This is a genomic window from Streptomyces sp. Z423-1, from assembly GCF_013009255.1.
Lineage (GTDB): Bacteria > Actinomycetota > Actinomycetes > Streptomycetales > Streptomycetaceae > Streptomyces > Streptomyces gossypiisoli.
Genome location: NZ_CP053109.1, coordinates 9,363,166 through 9,381,112, shown reverse-complemented (window position 1 = coordinate 9,381,112; position 17,947 = coordinate 9,363,166). Strand labels below are relative to the sequence as shown.

Below are 17,947 nucleotides of genomic sequence, written 5' to 3'. Positions count from 1 at the left end.
CTGTTTCACCTGGACCTCCGTTTCTCGGGTCATCGCCAGGTAATGGATAGGAAGGTTTCCTAACCTGATGGAAGCAGCAGTTCCCAGTCGCCGCAAGGGTCTCATCGATACCGCGGCCCCCGGACAGTTCACTCCGCCGATGCTGACCGGCGCACTACGCGTCCGGCGGCACTCAGAAGGGGCGGGAACCGCGGCTGCCCGCATCCTGCGTGCCGTCGGTCGTACCAACGTCTCGCAGTCGCTCCCTGATTGACTTCCTCCCCCTGTACACGACCTTGCGGACATCGGTCTCTCCCGGCTCGTGGGGCCAGGCGCTGAACCCGGAGAAGGCGCCGGCGGTCGCGAAGACCGAGGTGTTCACCGCGGCCAGGGCGTCCAGCCGTCCCGCGCCCGCCTCGTACGGGCTGTACGACGGGGTGGCCTTGGCGCTGCTAACCAGTGCCTGCTTCAACTGCGCTCCGGTCCAGTCGGGGTGGACGGCGGCCAGCAGCGCGGCAGTTCCGGCGACGTGCGGCGTCGCCATCGACGTACCGCTCATCGTGGTGCAGTGACCCTGGCCGCCCCGCTGATAGCGGGAACGGGCCGCGAGGATGTCGACGCCAGGCGCGGTGATCTCGGGCTTCAGCCCGAAGTCACCGGCACGCGGACCCTGACTGGAGAAGTCGGCGAGCCGGTTGGCGGAGTCGACGGCGCCGACGGTCAGCGCGGAGTCCGCGGCGCCGGGGCTACTGATGGACCGTGGGCCTCCGTTGCCCGCCGCGACGACGAACAGCGCACCGGTCTCGGCACTGAGTCGATCCACCGCCTGGCTCATCGGGTCGGTGGCGTCGCCGCCTCTTCCAAGGCTCATGCTGACGATCTTGGCCTGCAGGTCCCGAGTGGCCCATTCCATGCCCGCGATGATCCAGGACTCCTGGCCCGAGCCGCCCTGGTCGAGCACCTTGCCGATCTCCAGCCGGGCGCCCGGGGCGACACCGCGCTCCGTGCCGTCGGAGGCGCTGCCGGTCCCGGCGACCGTGTTCGGTGTCCACACCGGTGTCGAGGACTGCTACCTTCACGTCCTTGCCGGTGTTGCCGTCCGCCCAGACCTGCTGCGCGCCGATCTGCTTGGTCGACTCGGACAGGTCGGCGTTCACCTTGCCGTCCAGCCACACCTTGGCGATGCCGTTCGCGAAGGACGGCCGCGCCGTTCGGACCGAGCCCGGGCCCGCAGCTCCGGTGAGGTCGCTCCAGAACTCCCCCGCCTGCTGACGGTTTTGTTCGAGAGCGGCACCCTGCATGCTGCCCGGCCGGCGCACGACCTTCGAGCCGGTCACCGTCGGCTGGGTCCGCGACGTGGCCGCAGCGTCGGTGTAGCTCACGATGAGCGGCATCCCGGCGGCGCGTGCGTCGTCGTAGCCGTCGGCGATCAACTGCGTCACAGCGAACAGCCGCTTGTCGAGCTTTCCGGCCCTGACGTAGGGCAGGACGGAGTCGGGGTAGACGTACGTCGCCCCGTCGACGACCGCGCGGTAGAAGCCGGTGGCCGTTCCGTCCACTCCTGGGTCGTGACGCTTCCAGGCGGGCGCTGTGCGGCATCGGCCGACGGCGCGGAGCCGGCCGGGAACCCGGGAACGCCCGAGGCGGCCGGTATGACCCCGAGCGCCAAAGCGGTGACCACGCCGAGCACAAGCAGCTCGGGTCTATGACGGAAGACGAACCGGTGCTGCCACCCGAGCAGGAGACATAACTGCCCGGGCCTTCGAATTCGGCCTGGCCGTCGCCCAACGCTCTTGCTGCGCGAACAAGGCTCAGCGCAGCAACCCTTGGAAGGGACGACCCGTCACAGCCAGCCGCGTCTCGCCGCCTGCCAGGCGAGTTGCATGCGCGTCGTGGCCCCGGCGAGTTCCATCATGCGCTGGACGTGGCGCTGCACCGTGCGCCGACTGAGCCCCATCTGACTCGCGATCGCCTTGTCGGCCACTCCCGCCACCAGCAGCGACAGCAGCCGGCGGTCGGTGGCGGACAGGAGGTCCGGTGCGCCGGCGGCGTCGGTTCCCGTCACAGAGCCGGTGTCGTCCACGACCAGCGGAACGGCGTCCTCCCAGTAGCGCTCGAAGAGCGCGATCAGGGCGGCCAGCAGATTGCTGTCGCGCACCAGCGCGGCGGTGGGCTCGTCCGGGTTCCCATTGGGGCCGCCCGGGACGAGCGGGCAGACGGCGATGGCGCGGTCGGCCACCGCCAGACGCAGCGGCAAATGGGGCACGGCGCGGGCGATCTCGCCGGCCCGCACCCCTTCGACAACGTTATCGACGGCGCCCTCGTCGTCGAAGAAGGCCTTCTCGTACAGGACGCGGTAGCGCACGCCGCGAGCCAGCGCCTCGTACTCGGCCCGGTTGGTCCCGGACGGCATCGCCACGTACTGCGCCTTGCAGAACCAGAGCAGCTCGTCACGCGCTCCGTCCTGGATCTGCCGCAGATGCTGGCGCAGCGCCTCGGCGCCCGTGATGACCTCGATGAGCTGACCGGAGTCCTGCCTGCGCAGGGTCGCGCGGTAGGTCTCCAGCAGTCCGGCCGCCTCGGCCCGGGCGAGATCGAGGGCTTCGGCGGAGCGCTTGATCCGGGGCAGCAGGGCCACGTCAGGGGGCGTGGCACGGTACTGGCGGGGCAGGACGTCGTTCTGGCTGACCAGGCCCTTGGCGGCCAGAGCGGTCAGCAGTTGCCCGGTCTCGGCGTGCGCAAGCCCCAACCGGTCCGCGACATCCTGCGCTGACGCGCGGCCCATCGCCACGAGAAGGCGGTAGACGGCCTCCTCGGCGCCCGTGACTCCAGCGGCCTCCAGCGTCAATGCGTCCTCCCCGAACAGGATGATGTTCCCCACTCCATTCGTTGAAGACCGTACAACGTGGTGGTGGCGGGTGAGAGGGCGCAGCAGCCCTCTCACCCGCCACCATGGGTCAGCCTCGGTGCAGGTATGCCCGGCTCACCGTCTGCCGGACCGAGTTGCCGTACGCGTCCTCGGCTGTGACGCGGAGCGTCACGAAGGCGTCGCCCCGGACGGCCGCCGGCTTGTGGACGGTAGCCGAGAAGACGTTGGCGCCCTTGGCTTTGACCGGCACCCGGCTGAAGTGCTCACCGTCGTCGTAGGAGACCTCGACGACCGTGCGCACACCGCGGGGAGCGCCCAGGCCGTCCTGGTTGCGCACCGTCAGGCCCAGCGAGTACGTGCGGCCAGGGCCCACGGCGTTGCGCTCGTCGACCGGGACGTCGTAGTCGACCTGGAGCAGTGGCAGCCGCGTCGCCTCCGTCGTCGAGTCGGAGCGGAACGACCAGGACGTGTCCGTCGCGGTGGCGTAGTCCCACTCGTCGGACTCCCGGGTCGTCTCCAGGCGCAGCCGGTACTCGGCGTTGCCGGCGGGGACTTCGACGTCCCGCCACGCGTCCGCCAGGTCGAGGACCTTCTTGCCGTCCCGGAACAGCTCGGCGTTCGCCGTGTCGCGCGACGTCGGCTCCCCCGTGCCGATCCCGTCGCCGAGTACGATCTGACGCGACCAGTGACCCGCCTCGGAGTCGGTGAACTCGGGTATCCGCAGTCGCAGCATGTCCCCGTTCCGCGTGCTGGGCTCCGCGCCGCGCGGGATCGAAGGGCGGACGACCGCGCCCTGCCACGTGTGGCGGACCTGCTCGCCCGCCCGGTAGGTGCGAGGCGCCTCTCGCAGGCCGGCAGTCAGCGGCCTGTCGATGTCCCCCTCCCCCACGGTCTGGTGGAGCACCACCTGATACCACTCGGTGTCGCCCGAGGTGACGTACTCGGTCCGTTCGAACGCGGTCGGCACGTGCCGGGTGTACTGAAGCCAGGTGAAGTCCTGGTAGGGCCGGCGGGCGAAGCGCTGCTCCGCCGCCCACGGGACGCCGCCGTTGTCTGCGTACACGGAGCGGACGACGGCGCTGTTGCGCTCGGAGACCGTGTGGATGACGCGTTCGGGGATGCGCTGCTCGGACACCTGCATGACGTCGTAAAGATACGGGCTGCGTGCGGTGCCGCTGAAGGCGACCGTGGTGGTGCGCTCGGCGATCCGCTTCAGCAGCGCGGCTCCCGTGCCGGAGCCGACGCGGACGGTCGGGATCTTCCAGCGGTCTCCGTGGGGCGTCCAGCGGGTCCAGCCGATGTCACTGAAGTGGACCACCAGGACGGCGCGGGCACCGGCCGCGGCGGCCTTCTCCATGAACTCGGCCCCGCCCACGCCCGTCTCGTCGGTGACGACGGCGAGCTTGCCGCGGACGCGGCGGAAGTCCGGCTCGGTCACGGAGCCGGCAGCCACCGCGGTCAGCCGCTCACCCCGCGAGTCGAAGAGGGGCGAGTGCGGCATGTAGAACGCGCCGAGATCCCGCGGACCACCGACGACCTCGGCTTCGAGCTGGGGCGCGACCAGCTGCCAGCGGGAGGCGAACTCGAAGGTGCCGTCGGTGACCTGGGCGGTGGGGCTGACGTACAGCTCCTCGGCGAGGTCGAAGTACATGGTTCCGTCGATCCAGCCGTGTCCGTCGATCTCCCGGTACGTCTGGAAGCTCAGGACGCCGCGCTGCTCGGCGGGCCGGGGCGTGCGGATATCGACCTTGGTGGTCTTCCGGGGGTCGACGACGGCGGTGGTGTCCTCGGTGACGCGCACCTGCGGCAGCACGATGTGCCGCAGCACCTCCTTGCCGTTCTCCCGCTCCGTACCGCCCGAGACGATCTGGTACGTGCCTTCTTCGACCTCGGCGACGGCGTTGTCGCGGTCGGTGTACTCCACGAACCCGTCGGGGCCCCAGATCGTCGGAAGGGAGTGGACGCGCTCGCCGGTGAGGTCGTAGGACACGACCTTGAGCTTGTGCACGGGGCCGCGCACGACCAGGCTCAGCGTCGTGTGAACCGAGACCTTCCCGTCCGCGGAGGAGGCCGTCAGGTAGCCGTAGTAGTCACCCTGCGCGGCACGGGAGGGATCCACGGTGAGCGGCAGCTCGGCCGTGCCGCCGGCCGGGACGGTGAGGGACGCGGAACCCGGGCTCACGGCACCGTCGTTGACCTTGCGGCCACTGCTGGTCGTCAGCTCGGCGCGCAGGCCGAGGGTGAGGGGAGCGTCGGAGCGGTTGGTGTAGCGCACGGTACGGGTGGACGTGCCGCTGTCGTCGGCCTCGTAGGTGCCGAGGGCCAGGGTGCCGGTGGCGCTGACCGGGGTCCGCGTGGCCGCGGCGAGGTCGATGCGTCCTGCGCCCTGTTCGGTGACCTTCTGGCCGCCGATGGTGCGTGCCGTGCTGGTGAGCGCGTCCTTCAGCCGGCTCGCCGTCCAGTCCGGGTGCTGCTGTGCCAGCAGCGCGGCCGCTCCCGCCACGTGCGGGGTCGCCATCGAGGTGCCGGAAGCGGCGACGTAAGAGCCGTCGACCACCTCCCCCATCGTGGTACCCGTGGCGCGAGCGGCCACGATGCCCACACCGGGTGCGGTCACGTCGGGCTTGACCGTGTCGTCGCCGACCCGGGGACCGCGGCTGGAGAAGCCGGCGAGGGAGTCGTCCCGGTCCACCGCGCCTACGGTCAGTGCCGCGTCGGCGGCGCCGGGGGAACCGATCGTGCCCTGGCCGGGGCCCGAGTTGCCCGCCGCGACGACGAACAACGTGCCGCTGGACGCGGAGAGTTCGTTCAGGGTCTGGCTCATCGGGTCCGTGCCGTCGCTGGCCGTCTCGGAGCCGAGCGACATGTTGACGACCTTGGCGCCCCGCGCGACGGACCACTCCATGCCGGCGATCACCTGCGACTGGGTGCCGAAACCGTCGTCGCCCAGCACCTTGCCGATCAGCAGGTCGGCGCCAGGAGCCACACCCTTGCGGCTGCCGCCGGACGCCGCTCCGGAGCCGCCGACGATGGACGCGACGTGCGTGCCGTGCCCGAAGACGTCGCCGGTGCCGGAGCTGCCGGAGAAGTCCTCCGCCGCACTGATCCGTCCGGCCAGGTCGGGGTGGGTCGTGTCCGCGCCGGTGTCCAGGACGGCGACCTTGACACCGTCGCCCTGGTAGCCGGCCTTCCACACGTCGGGCGCGCCGATCTGGGCGGTGCTCCGGTCCAGGGAGGCACTGACCCGGCTGTCCAGCCACACGCGCGGGGTGCCGGCCGCACGGGCCGCGCCCTCGCCGGCGGGGAGCAGACGCTTCCAGAACGTCCCGAGGTCCTCGGCCGGTACCCGCACGGCCTCCGCGTCGATGCTCCGCAGCCGACGTACGGGTGTCCCGTCCGCGGCGAGGGCGGTGGCCTTCCGCAGCGCCGGGTCGGCAACTCCCGGTCCGTCCCCGACGATCAGCGGCAGTGTGTCGGTGTGCGCCTCGTCGTAGCGCTGGGCGATCAGCGAGGTGACATCGAACAGTTCGCGGTCCAGGCGTCCCGCGGTGACCAGTTCGGTCGCGTCCGACGGGAGGACCGTCAGGTGCCCGTCCTCCTCAATGGTGCGGAAGAGGATGTGCTGACGCCCCTTCCCCGGCTGCACCGAGGCCGTCCGTCGGCCATCCGGCCCCACGGTGACGGTGACGCGGTCGCCGGTGACCAGGCGGACGTCGGCGACAGTACCGGCGACCGCGGGGGCGGTGGCCTGTTCCGTCCTCGCTCCCGGGCCCTCGCCCGGCTCCGCCGCCACCGGCGTCACCGCGCCGGTGAGCATGCTCAACCCCGCTGCCGCAGCAGCCGCGAGGCGTATCCGTCTCATCAGTCGCGAACCTTCCGTCGTCGTAGGCGACGCGTTGGCGTCGCGGTTCCCTGTTGTCCATGCGGCTGTCGGTGCCGTAGGTGCTGGAAAGAATCCGCCGCTGCCGAACGGTGTGTCACCGGTTTCTGGTGGCACAGGTGGGACATGTCGCAAGGGCGACAAGGAGCGGGGCGGGAGGCAGACGGACACCTCCGGCCCTGATCCTCCGTGGGGTGCGCGGGGGTACGGGGTGGGGCGGGAGAGCGTCCACGAGTCTGCGGATCTCCGCCGCGGTGGAGCGGACGGCGCTGGTGGTGTCGCGCTGGTGAGTGGGAGGACTGTTCCGTTCTCGGCGGTCGCCGTTCTCGTCGCCGCGGTGTCGGGGTGTGGCGGTGACGAGTCCGAGTCGCTCGAAGGCGGCCTCTCCATATCTGTGCCGCGCCTGCTCGCGGTTTTCGCTCACCTGACGACGCGTTGTACGCAGGCGGAGTGCTCGCCCGTCACGCAGCTGCGGGCGCGCGGACCGCAGCCGTCACGGGGTCAGGACCGCCGCCCCAGCGGCGGGCGGTGGCCTGGTGCTGATCGGTGAAGACGACTGAAGGCAGCCGGTTCCGTACCCTTACGGCATGCGCATGCGCCCCACCTTGAGCTGGACCCCTGCCGAGGACCTGCCGCCGGGCACCACGGATCTGGAGCCGGTCGTCGATGCGCTGAACGCCGGCGGTGTGCTGGTGCTCAGCGGGGCGGGCATCTCCACGGAGTCGGGCATCCCCGACTACCGGGGCGAGGGCGGGAGCCTCAGCCGGCACACCCCCATGACCTACCAGGACTTCATCGCCGGCGTCCAGGCCCGGCGTCGGTACTGGGCGCGCAGCCACCTCGGCTGGCGCACCTTCGGCCGGGCCCGCCCCAACGCCGGGCACCGGGCCGTGGCTGCGTTGGGGCGGCACGGCCTGCTCTCGGGTGTGATCACTCAGAACGTCGACGGTCTGCATCAGGCCGCCGGCAGCGAGGGCGTCGTGGAACTCCACGGCAGCCTGGACCGGGTTGTCTGCCTTTCCTGTGGTGCCTTCAGCAAGCGCCGCGAACTCGCCCGGCGACTTGAGGACGCCAACGTGGGCTTCGAGCCGGTGGCCGCCGGAATCAACCCGGACGGTGACGCCGACCTCACCGACGAGCAGGTCGGCGACTTCCGCGTGGTGCCCTGCACGAGGTGCGGCGGCATCCTCAAACCGGACGTGGTGTTCTTCGGCGAGAACGTTCCGCCACGGCGGGTCGAGCACTGCCGCGAGCTGGTCGGCGAGGCAACCTCGCTACTGGTCCTGGGTTCCTCATTGACGGTGATGTCCGGACTCCGGTTCGTCCGTCAGGCGGCCCAGGCCGGGAAGCCGGTACTGATCGTCAACCGGGACCCGACCCGGGGCGACCGGCACGCCGTCACCCGCATCGCGCTCCCACTCGGAACGGCCCTGATCACCGTGGCCGACCGGCTGGGTCTCTCCGTCGACAGCCAGGCGGCGGCCGGGGCCTGAGACCCACCGGCGCCAGTCCCATGTGCAGTTCGGCTGCGAGCTGGGTACCGGTGTGCGCGCCTACGCCTCGGCGAGTGCGCCGTACGCGATGGCGGTCGCGGTACCGCTGTCCGGGGCCCCTACGCGCCCACTCTCGCCGCCGGACTCGGCGACGCGCAGGTCTTGCGAGTCCTCCAGGTGGAACGCCGAGAGGCCCTTCACGTGTGACCGGCTCGTGGCGTCCCCGGGAGCCATGCGCACCGCGCGCTCCGGGGAGGGCTCGCCGCTGTCCAGTACCGCACGCAGCATGCTGTCGGGCGGGGCGTCGCACATCTTCTGTGCGGCGACGTTGGCCGAGAGTATGCGGAGCTCGGTGTCGGGGATGTACAGGCCGACCGGCGCCCCGGTGAAGGGTTCCCGCTCCGGCGGGCGCCGGCTCGCCGGACCCTGCGTATAATTGAGCATTAAACTAGCTCGACGCGCTCGAGGAGGCACCGTGGCAGAGCTCGGACTGGCCGACACGGTGGGGATGCTGCGCCTGCCCGGTGTGCGCCCCAGGTACACCAGCGCCGGGCTCGGCTGGGAGAACCTCTACCTCTCCGCGCAGAAGGAGCAGTCCTACCGGGCGACGTTCGACCCCGCTCCCACCCATCTGCTCATCCTGCATCTCAGCGGACCGGTCACCGTGCGCCGGGGTGAGGGCACCGCGGCGCTGTCGAGGACCGTCCCGGCCGGTGGCCTGTTCCTGCAGCCGGTAGGCCGGGAACTCAGCGTCGAGCTGGGCGGCCCCCTGGACACCGTGCACGCCTGTCTCACGGATCAGGCGCTGCGCGAGGCCAACGAGGGGCGGCCCGTCGAGCTGTCCGAAGAACTGGGCGCCACCGATCCGCTCGCCGAACAGCTCATGATCGCGCTGGACGTCGCGGTGCGCCGCTGGGAGCCGTCGGCCCGCACGTACGTGGATCATCTGACCGGCATGCTCGCCGCCCAACTGGCCCGGCGGCACGCGGCACGCCCCGCCGGGCCGGCGCCTGTCCGCTCCGGGCTCTCCGCCCGGCAACTGGCCGCCGTACGGGACCTCATCGGGGAGCGCCTGGCCGAGCCGCTACCGATCGCGGACCTGGCCGCTGCCGCCTCACTCAGCGTCAGTCAGTTCACGCGCCAGTTCCGCGCGAGCACCGGCCAGTCCCCGCACCAGTACCTGCTGGGCCTGCGCCTGGAACACGCGTGCCGGCTGCTGCGCACCGGGTCCGCGCCGATCGGGCAGGTGGCCGTCGAGTGCGGGTTCTCCCATCAGGAGCACTTGACCAGGGTGATGCGTGCCCGCCTGGGCACCACGCCGGCCGTCGTGCGCCGCGAGGGGTGAGAGGGCGACCGCGCCCTCCCCCGGTCAGCGTCCCAGCACCACCGCCCTCCGCCCTGGTCAGCGTTCCAGCACCAATGCCAGCGCTTGTCCCACTCCGATGCAGAGCGCAGCCAGGCCCGTGCCCGTCCCGGCTTCGGCCAGCTGATGGGCGACCGCGCCCGCGACGCGCGCGCCGGAGGCGCCCAGCGGGTGTCCGATGGCGATGGCGCCACCGCGCTTGTTGACCAGGGACGGGTCCAGCTCCGGGAGTGCCGCCAGACAGGCCAGCACCTGGGCGGCGTAGGCCTCGTTGAGCTCGATCGTGCGCAGGTCGGCCGCATCGACCCGTGCCTTGGTCAGGACCTTGCGGATGGCGTCCACCGGGCCCAGCCCGAAGTACTGCGGCTCGATGCCCGTGACCGCGGCCGCCCGCACCCGGGCCAGCGGTTCGCGGCCGATCGCCGCGAGCCCCTCCTCGTCGGCGAGCAGCAGCGCGGACGCCCCGTCGTTCAGCGGTGAGGCGTTGCCGGCCGTGATGGTGCCGTCGGGCAGAAACGCCGGTTTGAGCTTCGCCAGCGCCTCGAGGGAGGTGGTGTCACGGATGTTCTCGTCGCGCGGCAGGTCCACGCCGTCGACGGCGACGACCTCGCCGCTGTAGAGGCCGTCGCGCCAGGCGGCGGCGTTGCGGTGGCTGGCCAGGGCGAAGGCGTCCTGCTCCTCTCGCGTCACGCCGTACTTCGCGCCCACCAGCTCCGCACTCTCGCCGAGGGGGATGGTCCACTCCCCCGGCATCCTCGGATTGACCATCCGCCAGCCCAGGGTGGTCGAGTGGAGCTGCTGGTCCTTCGCCGGGAAGGCCCGGTCCGGTTTCGGCAGCACCCACGGGGCGCGGCTCATGGACTCCACGCCGCCCGCGATCGCGACGGAGGCGTCACCGAGGGCGATGGCGCGGGCCGCCTGGATGACGGCCTCCATGCCCGAACCGCAGAGCCGGTTGACCGTGGCGCCGGGCACGCCGACAGGCAGCCCGGCCAGCAGGACGGCCATACGCGCCACGTTCCGGTTGTCCTCCCCGGCTCCGTTGGCGTTGCCGAACAGCACGTCGTCGATGCGGGCCGGGTCGAGGCCGGGACTGCGCTCCACGAGGGCGCGCAGCACGCCGGCGGCCAGGTCGTCCGGGCGTACGCCGGACAGGGCGCCGCCGTAACGGCCGAAGGGGGTGCGAACGGCGTCGACGATGTACACGTCACGCGGTTGTTCGATCATTGAGGGCTCCTGACGATGAGAGATACGGGCGTGCGGGCGATCACCTGCTCCGCCGTCACGTCCGGCGCTGTCTCGACGAGGGCGAGGCCCTGAGGGGTGACGTCGAGCACGCACAGGTCGGTGATGACGCGGTCGACGCAGGCCCGCCCGGTCAGCGGAAGCGTGCACTGCTCGACGATCTTGGAGCTGCCGTCCTTGGCGGTGTGGTCCATCAGCACGACGACCCGTCCCACGCCGTGCACGAGGTCCATGGCGCCGCCCATGCCCTTGATCATTTTTCCGGGGACGGCCCAGTTGGCCAGGTCGCCGCGTTCCGAGACCTGCAGCGCGCCGAGGACGGCGGTGTCGATGTGGCCGCCGCGGATCATGCTGAAGGACAGCGCGGAGTCGAAGAACGACGCCCCCGGTCGTACGGTCACCGTCTCCTTGCCCGCGTTGATGAGGTCGGCGTCGACCTCGTCGGGCGCCGGGTACGGTCCGACACCGAGCAGGCCGTTCTCGGAGTGCAGGACGACGTCCACGCCCACCGGCAGGAAGTCCGCCACCAGCGTGGGCAAGCCGATGCCGAGGTTGACGTAGTCGCCGTCGCGCAGTTCGCGTGCGGCTCGTGCCGCCATCTCCTGCCTGCTCCAGCTCATCGCTCGCGTACCGTCCTCTTCTCGATGCCCTTGTCGGCCGCCTGCTCCGGAGTCAGGGCCACGACCCGCTGGACGAACACGCCCGGCAGCTGCACCTCGTCGGGGTCGAGGTCACCCGGTTCGACCAGTTCCTCCACCTCGGCCACGGTGATACGCCCGGCCATGGCGGCGAGCGGGTTGAAGTTGCGCGCCGCCCGGTGGAAGACGAGGTTGCCGTGCCGGTCGCCGCGGGCGGCCCTCACGAGGGCGTAGTCCGTGGTGACGGCGTGCTCCAGGACGTGCTCCACGCCGTCGAACACGCGTATCTCCTTGGGCGGCGAGGCCACCGCGACCGAGCCGTCGGCGGCGTACCGCCACGGCAGGCCGCCCTCCGCCACCGGTGTGCCGACACCGGCCGGTGTGAAGAACGCGGGGATGCCGCTGCCGCCCGCCCGCAGCCGCTCGGCGAGCGTGCCCTGGGGGATCAGCTCGACCTCCAGCTCACCCGCGAGGTACTGGCGGGCGAACTCCTTGTTGTCACCGATGTAGGAGCCGGTGACCCGGCTGATGCGGCCCGCCGCCAGCAACACGCCGAGACCGCGCCCGTCGACGCCGCAGTTGTTCGACACGACAGTCAGATCTCCCGCGCCGGACTCGTACAGCGCGCCGATCAGTACCTCCGGCACACCGCTCAGTCCGAACCCGCCGACGGCGAAGGACCGTCCGTCGGTGACGTCCGCCAAGGCCTCCGCGGCCGTGGCCACCTGTTTGTCCATGGTCATCGCCCCAGAACCCGGCGCAGGGCGGCGAGCAGCTCGTCCCGTGCCTCCGGCGCTGTTGCGGGTGCGGTGGCGCGGCGCCAGGCCACGTAGCCGTCCGGGCGCACCAGCAGCACCCCGTCCTCGGCTGTCTCGCTCACTCTGCTCCATTCGCCGTAGGCGTCACGGGAGTGGTCGTCGCCGACGCGCACGCAACGCAGCGATATGCCGAGTTCCGCGCGGCAGGCGGCCGCGGCCGCGTCCCACACCCCGCCCGAAAGCCCGGTCAGCACGGTGAACACACCCTTGCCGACGACGTCGAGCGTGGAGACCCGCTCGCCCGCGCTGTCCACGAGCCACGCGTGGGGCAGCTTGGCACCCGGCCGGGTCGTCGGACGCGCCACCAGCTCCGGATCGCTCTCCCCGTGCTCGGCGGGAGAGCCGTCGGCGAGGACCGCGCCGGAGACGTAGCGCTGGTTCATCTCGACGCCGTGCGCGTTGAACTCGTAGTTCTTGAGCTGGATCGCGTCCTCCAGCAGCCGGCGTCGCTTGGCGCCCTCGGCGGTGCCCGCCCGCAGTGCCGCGATCCCCTCGGCGATGGCCCGTTCGTCGCTGTCGGCACCGACACCGAGTGTCTCGAAGACCGGTCCGAACTGGTCGCGGCTGAGGTTCGCGCGTTCGACGATCTGCCGTCCCACCGGGGCGCGTTCGGCCGAGTAGCTGTCCAGCAGTACCGGTCCCGCCTCGCCACGGATGACCATGGCGAGCTTCCAGGCCAGGTTGTACGCGTCCTGGACCGAGGTGTTGGAGCCGAGCCCGTTGGACGGCGGGTGGCGGTGCACGGCGTCGCCCATGCAGAACACCCGCCCGGACGAATAGGCCGAAGCGTAGGTGTGGTTGACGGTCCACAGGGAGGTGGACGTGATCTCCACGGGCAGGTCCGGGTCGCCGACGAGATCGCGTACGATCCGGCGCGCCTCCTCCTCGTCGACCGACGGGGGCGGCTGCTCGATGTCGTAGCCCCACACCAGCAGCCACTCGTTCCACGGCCGCACCATGCGGACCAGGCCCATGCCGATGCCGCCGGTCGCCGCGCCGGGCCGCAGCACCCAGTACAGGACGCTGGGACGGTGGGCGCAGTGCTGGGTGAGGTCGGCCTTGAAGACGATGTTCATGCTGCCGGCCTTGCCCATGCGCCCGTCCATGGGGAGGCCGATCTGCTCGGCGACGGTGCTGCGTCCGCCGTCGGCGCCGATCAGATAGCGGGCCCGTACGGTGAACTCGTCGCCGCGGACCCGGTCGCGCAGCACGGCCGTGACGCCGTCCTCGTCCTGCGTGAGGCTCAGGAACTCGGTGTCGAAGCGGACCTTGGCGCCACGGGCCGCCGCGTTGGTGGTGAGGATCGGCTCCAGGTAGGTCTGCGGCAGGTCGATCATCTGACAGGGGCTGGTCGACGCGTACTCGGTCAGGGAGCCGGGTCCCGTGCCCCAGCTGCGGATCCGGCCTATCTCCTCGCCCGTGAGCGCGGTGCACAGCACCGTGTCCCCCATGAGGTGGGACGGGCTGCCGTGCGCCAGCGCCTCGGCTTCGACGCCCAGGTCGCGCAGCACCTCCATCGTGCGCTGATTGGTGATGTGCGCTCGGGGGGTGTTGGCGAGCCAGCCGTACTTGGTGACGAGGAGGGTGCGGATGCCGTAAGTGGCCAGCAGCAGGGCTGCGGAGCCCCCGGCGGGGCCGCTGCCGACGACGAGGACGTCGGTGTCGTAGCTGTCCGTGCGGGTCATGAGGGGCCTTCTCCTCGGTCAGTCGGTCAGGGGGGCGATGCGGAAGGAGTGGTCCAGACGGCGCCACGTCCCGTCGACGCTCCGGCCGTCGGGGGTGGGACCGGTCTGCGGGGCGAAGTCGACGATGAGCTCGTCCTTCACGCCGAAGACGGTGTCGCTGTCGAGGTACGAGCCGCCGGCCACGAACAGCTGCGTGACGAGCCGGCGGTGGCCGGGCGCGTCGATCATGAAGTGCATGTGCGGCGCCCGGTAGGGATGGCGGCCGACCGCGGCGAGCATCTGTCCCACGGGGCCGTCCTCCGGGATCGGGTACTCCGCGGGCAGGATCGACCAGAACGTGAGCCGCCCCTCGGCGTCGCTGCGCAGCCGGGCCCGGAGCACGGGCCCCTCCAGCTCCGGCAGCTGAACGTCGTAGAAGCCGTCCTCATTGGACTGCCATACGTCGACGACCGCGTCCTTGACCGGCGCCCCGGCCGTGTCGGTGATGCGGATGTCCACCCACAGCGGCGTGCCGGGCAGGCCGCCGGAGATGTCGCTGCCGTGCGCGGCCTCAGGGGGTCCTGCCACGTAGAAGGGACCGAGGACGGCGGACGGGGTGGTGTCCGGGGTGCGGGAGTTGGTCAGCAGATCCACAGCGCTGGAGACGCCCAGCACGTCCGAGAGCAGCACGAACTCCTGCCGGGTCGGGCCGCACAGCTGTCCCGTCCGGGTCAGGAAGTCGATCGCGTACTGCCATTCCTCCTCGGTGACGTCCTCCTCGGCCACGAAGGAGTGCAGGTGCCGGACGAGGGCGGTGAGCAGGGCGCGGACCCGGGCGTCCGGCGCGTGCGCGAAGCTCGCCACCACCTGCTCGGTGAGCCGGGCGGGCGCGGAGCCGGTGGCGGCGGGCTCGGGACGGCGGCCGTGCCAGGCGTCGGCCAGCAGGCCCTCGATGCCCTCGGAGGTCAGTTCCCGGGGGTTCGGGTACGGCGTCGCAACGGCCAGCTCGGCCGCGCGGCCCAGCTCCGACTCGGGCATGCCCAGACCGCGCAGCGAAGTCGGCCCGCCCAGCGCGGCGATCAGGTCGTACACGCCGCTCGGAGCGTCGGGCACGTCCAGCGCCCGGGCGATCCGGCGCATGGCGTCAGGGGCGGCGGGCGCGTTGTGGGCCATCGCGTGCGGCAGGATCACGGTGTGCGTCTCGGCGTGCGGCAGGCCGAAGCTGCCGCCCAGGGTGTGGCAGAGCTTGTGGTGCAGCCCCATGCCCACCGTGGCCAGGCACGTACCGGCGAGCCAGGCGGCCTGCAGCAGGTCGGCCCGCGCCTCCCGGTCGGCGGGGTCGACGGCCAGCCGGGGCAGCGCGCGCCCGATGAGGGAGATCGCGTCCAGGGCCCGGCGGTCCGTGACGGGGTCGGCGTCGGCGGAGTACAGCGCCTCCACGGCATGCGCCATGGCGTTCACGCCGCTGGTGATCGACATGGGCAAGGGCAGGGAGAGCGTGAAGTCGACGTCGTAGACGACTGTCTCGGGCAGGATCGCGGCCGAGGACCGGGTGACCTTGTGTCCGTCTCGCGTCTCCCCGAGCACGGGGGTCACCTCGGATCCGGCGTACGTGGTGGGTACGACCACCTGGGGCAGGTCCGTGCGCACAGCGAGCGCCTTGGACAGGCCCGTGGTCGAGCCCCCGCCGACGGACACGAGGCAGTCGGCGCCCGCCTCCCTCAGTGCGGCGAGCGCCGCTTCCGTCACGTCGGTCGGCGTGTGCATGGCGGCGCCGTCGAACTCCGCCGCCACCAGGCCGCCCAGGGCGTTCCGGACCCGCGCGGATGCCTCGGCGAGCGGCGGGCTGGACAGCAGCAGCACCCGGGAGCCGCCGAGGCGCCGCACCTCATCGGCCAGGTCGCCGACAGTGCCGGAGCCGAAGAGCACCCGTGCCGGATGGGAAGTGTGCACGAACGTCCGCATGGTCCATCGCCTCCGTCTGTCGGCCTCGTCGCCGTTGTGCCTGGCCACCGAGTGTGCGGGTTACACGCGGGTCAACTCCTGCATGTTCGGGGCGTGCCGTTGCACGAAAGACGCATGGCGCAGGGCGGCACCGGGAGGGGATTACTCGGCGTTCGGGCCTGCGTCCGGTCGGCCGCCCGTCGCAGCGGGCGCACGCGCATCGCCGGTGCCGCGTGCGCAGGGCACCGCAGCCGCATGTGTGCCGTGGGGCACCGCGGGACGGAACAGGTAGGGACGGTGCGACAAGGGGACTCGCCCAAGGCCTGTACGAGCTGCCGCCCGCGCGGCTACGCCGTACACCCGCACTGCCAGACGCAATGACCTCCAGGAGCTGCTGTGAGATACCAGGCCTGGCGAACAGTCCGGCGGCCCTGGGCCGGTTCGCCGCGAAGGGCTGCGACGTGATCCACTACCAGGGCGCCAACAACCTTCCGGACGCGCAGTCGCAGCTGGTGGTGACCATGTTCGCGGCGTCCGGTAGGGCTGACGTTGATCAGCGGGTGGGGAAGCAAGCCATGGCTAGTTCCCACTGGTCTGCCGCGTGAAGCAGGGCGGCTGTATCCACGTGCACCTTCACGAAGTACTGGTAGATGTCCGCACTGTGAGCACCCTGCTGCCAGGGCGGCGCCGCCTCCAGGGACAGGTGCAGGCGAATCACCGCCCCAGCCTCGCCTCGGTCGGCGAGGCTGAAGGCCAGGACCGGTTCGTTGAACCACATGTCCGGGGACACGTGGCCTTCGGTATCAGGTCGGGTGACGGCCACTGTTCCTCCGGCCACTGCGCGCAGCCAAGCGGCGACCTGGCGGGCTTCGTGGGTCAGCAAAGACGGATCGGTAAAGGACCAACTGCCCTCAGAAGTTGTCACCGTGCCGCCGATGACCAGCCAGTTGTCGTCGTAACGGTCGCCCCGGGCCGCAGCGAACTGATATCTCAGTGGGCGGAGTTCGACACTGTTTGCATGGTCGCTCAAAAGCACTGCGACAGGATGTCACGGCCGTCCCAGTGCTCCGTGGTGGGGATGGAGGATCAGGGCTACGCAGCGGCAGGCGGCGCAAAGCGAGGGCGATCACAGCCTGGGTACGGCGCTCGGCCCAACCCCGCGAACGGCTCGGCTCATCCCGTGCCGGGAACGTAAGGCAAAGCGAAGCGGGACGGGACGAGGCCCGAGGATTTCGATGCCGTAGGAACCGGCCATCGCGATCAGGGCGTCCAGATCGGGGGCCGGCTCGTCGCTCGTCCACGTGCCGACGGGGCTGAGGAGGGTTCCGCCCGCGAGCACGAACCGCTCGAAGGAGCTCTCAGTCGGTCCCGCGGTCCATGACACGGCGGGCGGCCTCGGCTTCCGCCGCAGCGGGCGACAGCTCGTCGAGGGTGTCGAGTTCGTCGTCCGCTTCGAGCTCCCGCTCCCAGGCGGCCGCGAGACGTTCCTGTTCCTCGCGAGGCTTGGCCCTGACCGCCTCCCGGTGATCCGGGTCAAGAGCCATCAGGAATCGTCCGACCGAATCTGCCGGCATGCCATGCTCCTTGTCGCTGGAAAGAGTGCCGCCGCTCCTGGCCAGCATGGGCAACCGGGCCCGCGCCGGACGCCCGACACGGCCTGCGACCACCCTGATGGCCCTCCCTTCCGGGCTTCGCTCACACGGTGTTGGACGCGCGCCGGTCTCCGCCGGTCCGCTTGGTCCTCCTGCGGAGCGGCGGCCTGCTATGCGTCCACACTGCGGCACCACCGGCAGCAGGGATCGGCCCGTGGCCGTGCACCGCGCTGCTACGCGGTCGCCACCGCGAAGATGTGCATGGCCCCGCCCTCCACGGGCACTGTCGGAAAGCACTCCGACGACGCCCCGTCGCACCTGCTTCACCCACCACCACAGCCTGCTCACGAGACAGATCCCACGAACTCACCCAGCCCCCTCCGTCGCCTGGAATCCCTTCGGCCCGGGCTTCGGTCACAGCAACAGGGGCAATCGTTGGCTACGCAGTCGCCGCCGTCGCGG

Annotated in this window: 12 protein-coding genes and 1 pseudogene; 2 read left to right on the top strand and 11 right to left on the bottom strand. The window is 71.3% G+C overall.

The window, feature by feature from the left end; all coding sequences use genetic code 11:
* Nucleotides 1-286 precede the first annotated feature (286 nt).
* The 3 genes and pseudogenes from HJD23_RS42580 to HJD23_RS42570 form a co-directional block, all read right to left on the bottom strand.
* A pseudogene (locus HJD23_RS42580) lies at nt 287-1,720 on the bottom strand (S8 family serine peptidase); the annotation flags it as partial.
* 102 nt (nt 1,721-1,822) lie between these two features.
* Nucleotides 1,823-2,827, bottom strand: coding sequence for a LuxR family transcriptional regulator (locus tag HJD23_RS42575; RefSeq protein WP_171118944.1), 1,005 nt, complete (start codon nt 2,825-2,827; stop codon nt 1,823-1,825).
* A 109-nt stretch (nt 2,828-2,936) separates the two neighbouring features.
* Entirely contained in the window at nt 2,937-6,710 is a 3,774-nt protein-coding gene (locus HJD23_RS42570) for a S8 family serine peptidase (RefSeq protein ID WP_171115812.1), read from the bottom strand.
* 605 nt (nt 6,711-7,315) lie between these two features.
* Here HJD23_RS42570 and HJD23_RS42565 point away from each other — a divergent pair.
* Nucleotides 7,316-8,221, top strand: a complete 906-nt coding sequence (locus HJD23_RS42565) for an NAD-dependent protein deacetylase (RefSeq protein WP_171115810.1) — start codon at nt 7,316-7,318, stop codon at nt 8,219-8,221.
* 60 nt (nt 8,222-8,281) lie between these two features.
* On the opposite strand, the gene HJD23_RS42560 is transcribed toward HJD23_RS42565, so the two are convergent.
* Complete coding sequence (locus HJD23_RS42560) at nt 8,282-8,665, bottom strand: hypothetical protein (protein ID WP_171115808.1); 384 nt, start codon at nt 8,663-8,665, stop codon at nt 8,282-8,284.
* Nucleotides 8,666-8,696: 31 nt separating this feature from the next.
* Here HJD23_RS42560 and HJD23_RS42555 point away from each other — a divergent pair, with 31 nt between their 5' ends.
* A complete protein-coding gene (locus HJD23_RS42555) occupies nt 8,697-9,566 on the top strand; it encodes an AraC family transcriptional regulator (RefSeq protein ID WP_171115806.1) in 870 nt (289 codons plus the stop codon).
* A gap of 57 nt (nt 9,567-9,623) precedes the next feature.
* Here HJD23_RS42555 and HJD23_RS42550 read toward each other — a convergent pair whose 3' ends face one another.
* The 7 genes from HJD23_RS42550 to HJD23_RS42520 all read right to left on the bottom strand — a co-directional run bounded on the left by HJD23_RS42550 (nt 9,624) and on the right by HJD23_RS42520 (nt 17,467).
* Nucleotides 9,624-10,811 carry an acetyl-CoA C-acyltransferase gene (locus HJD23_RS42550; RefSeq protein ID WP_171115804.1) on the bottom strand — a complete coding sequence of 396 codons (1,188 nt, stop codon included), beginning with the start codon at nt 10,809-10,811 and terminating at the stop codon, nt 9,624-9,626.
* Nucleotides 10,808-11,449 carry a CoA transferase subunit B gene (locus HJD23_RS42545; protein WP_171115802.1) on the bottom strand — a complete coding sequence of 214 codons (642 nt, stop codon included), beginning with the start codon at nt 11,447-11,449 and terminating at the stop codon, nt 10,808-10,810. Before HJD23_RS42545 ends, HJD23_RS42550 begins: the two co-directional genes overlap by 4 nt.
* Complete coding sequence (locus tag HJD23_RS42540) at nt 11,446-12,204, bottom strand: CoA transferase subunit A (RefSeq protein ID WP_171118942.1); 759 nt, start codon at nt 12,202-12,204, stop codon at nt 11,446-11,448. Before HJD23_RS42540 ends, HJD23_RS42545 begins: the two co-directional genes overlap by 4 nt.
* 2 nt (nt 12,205-12,206) lie before the next feature.
* Nucleotides 12,207-13,970, bottom strand: coding sequence for an FAD-dependent monooxygenase (locus tag HJD23_RS42535; RefSeq protein ID WP_171115800.1), 1,764 nt, complete (start codon nt 13,968-13,970; stop codon nt 12,207-12,209).
* A gap of 18 nt (nt 13,971-13,988) precedes the next feature.
* Entirely contained in the window at nt 13,989-15,914 is a 1,926-nt protein-coding gene (locus HJD23_RS42530; RefSeq protein WP_171115797.1) for a maleylacetate reductase and hydroxyquinol 1,2-dioxygenase domain-containing protein, read from the bottom strand.
* A gap of 532 nt (nt 15,915-16,446) precedes the next feature.
* Nucleotides 16,447-16,929 (bottom strand): hypothetical protein, encoded by a 483-nt coding sequence (locus HJD23_RS42525; protein ID WP_171115795.1) that lies wholly within the window; start codon nt 16,927-16,929, stop codon nt 16,447-16,449.
* 322 nt (nt 16,930-17,251) lie between these two features.
* Nucleotides 17,252-17,467 carry a hypothetical protein gene (locus HJD23_RS42520; RefSeq protein WP_171115793.1) on the bottom strand — a complete coding sequence of 72 codons (216 nt, stop codon included), beginning with the start codon at nt 17,465-17,467 and terminating at the stop codon, nt 17,252-17,254.
* Between the last annotated feature and the right edge of the window lie 480 nt (nt 17,468-17,947).

Excerpts from the sequence above, each read along its gene's own strand:
- HJD23_RS42545 (WP_171115802.1), bottom strand. The coding sequence starts at position 11,449 with ATGAGCTGGAGCAGGCAGGAGATGGCGGCACGAGCCGCACGCGAACTG.
- HJD23_RS42535 (WP_171115800.1), bottom strand. The coding sequence starts at position 13,970 with ATGACCCGCACGGACAGCTACGACACCGACGTCCTCGTCGTCGGCAGC.
- HJD23_RS42530 (WP_171115797.1), bottom strand. The coding sequence starts at position 15,914 with ATGCGGACGTTCGTGCACACTTCCCATCCGGCACGGGTGCTCTTCGGC.
- HJD23_RS42520 (WP_171115793.1), bottom strand. The coding sequence starts at position 17,467 with ATGCCGGCAGATTCGGTCGGACGATTCCTGATGGCTCTTGACCCGGAT.
- HJD23_RS42565 (WP_171115810.1), top strand. The coding sequence starts at position 7,316 with ATGCGCATGCGCCCCACCTTGAGCTGGACCCCTGCCGAGGACCTGCCG.
- HJD23_RS42550 (WP_171115804.1), bottom strand. The coding sequence starts at position 10,811 with ATGATCGAACAACCGCGTGACGTGTACATCGTCGACGCCGTTCGCACC.
- HJD23_RS42570 (WP_171115812.1), bottom strand. The coding sequence starts at position 6,710 with ATGAGACGGATACGCCTCGCGGCTGCTGCGGCAGCGGGGTTGAGCATG.
- HJD23_RS42560 (WP_171115808.1), bottom strand. The coding sequence starts at position 8,665 with ATGCTCAATTATACGCAGGGTCCGGCGAGCCGGCGCCCGCCGGAGCGG.
- HJD23_RS42540 (WP_171118942.1), bottom strand. The coding sequence starts at position 12,204 with ATGGACAAACAGGTGGCCACGGCCGCGGAGGCCTTGGCGGACGTCACC.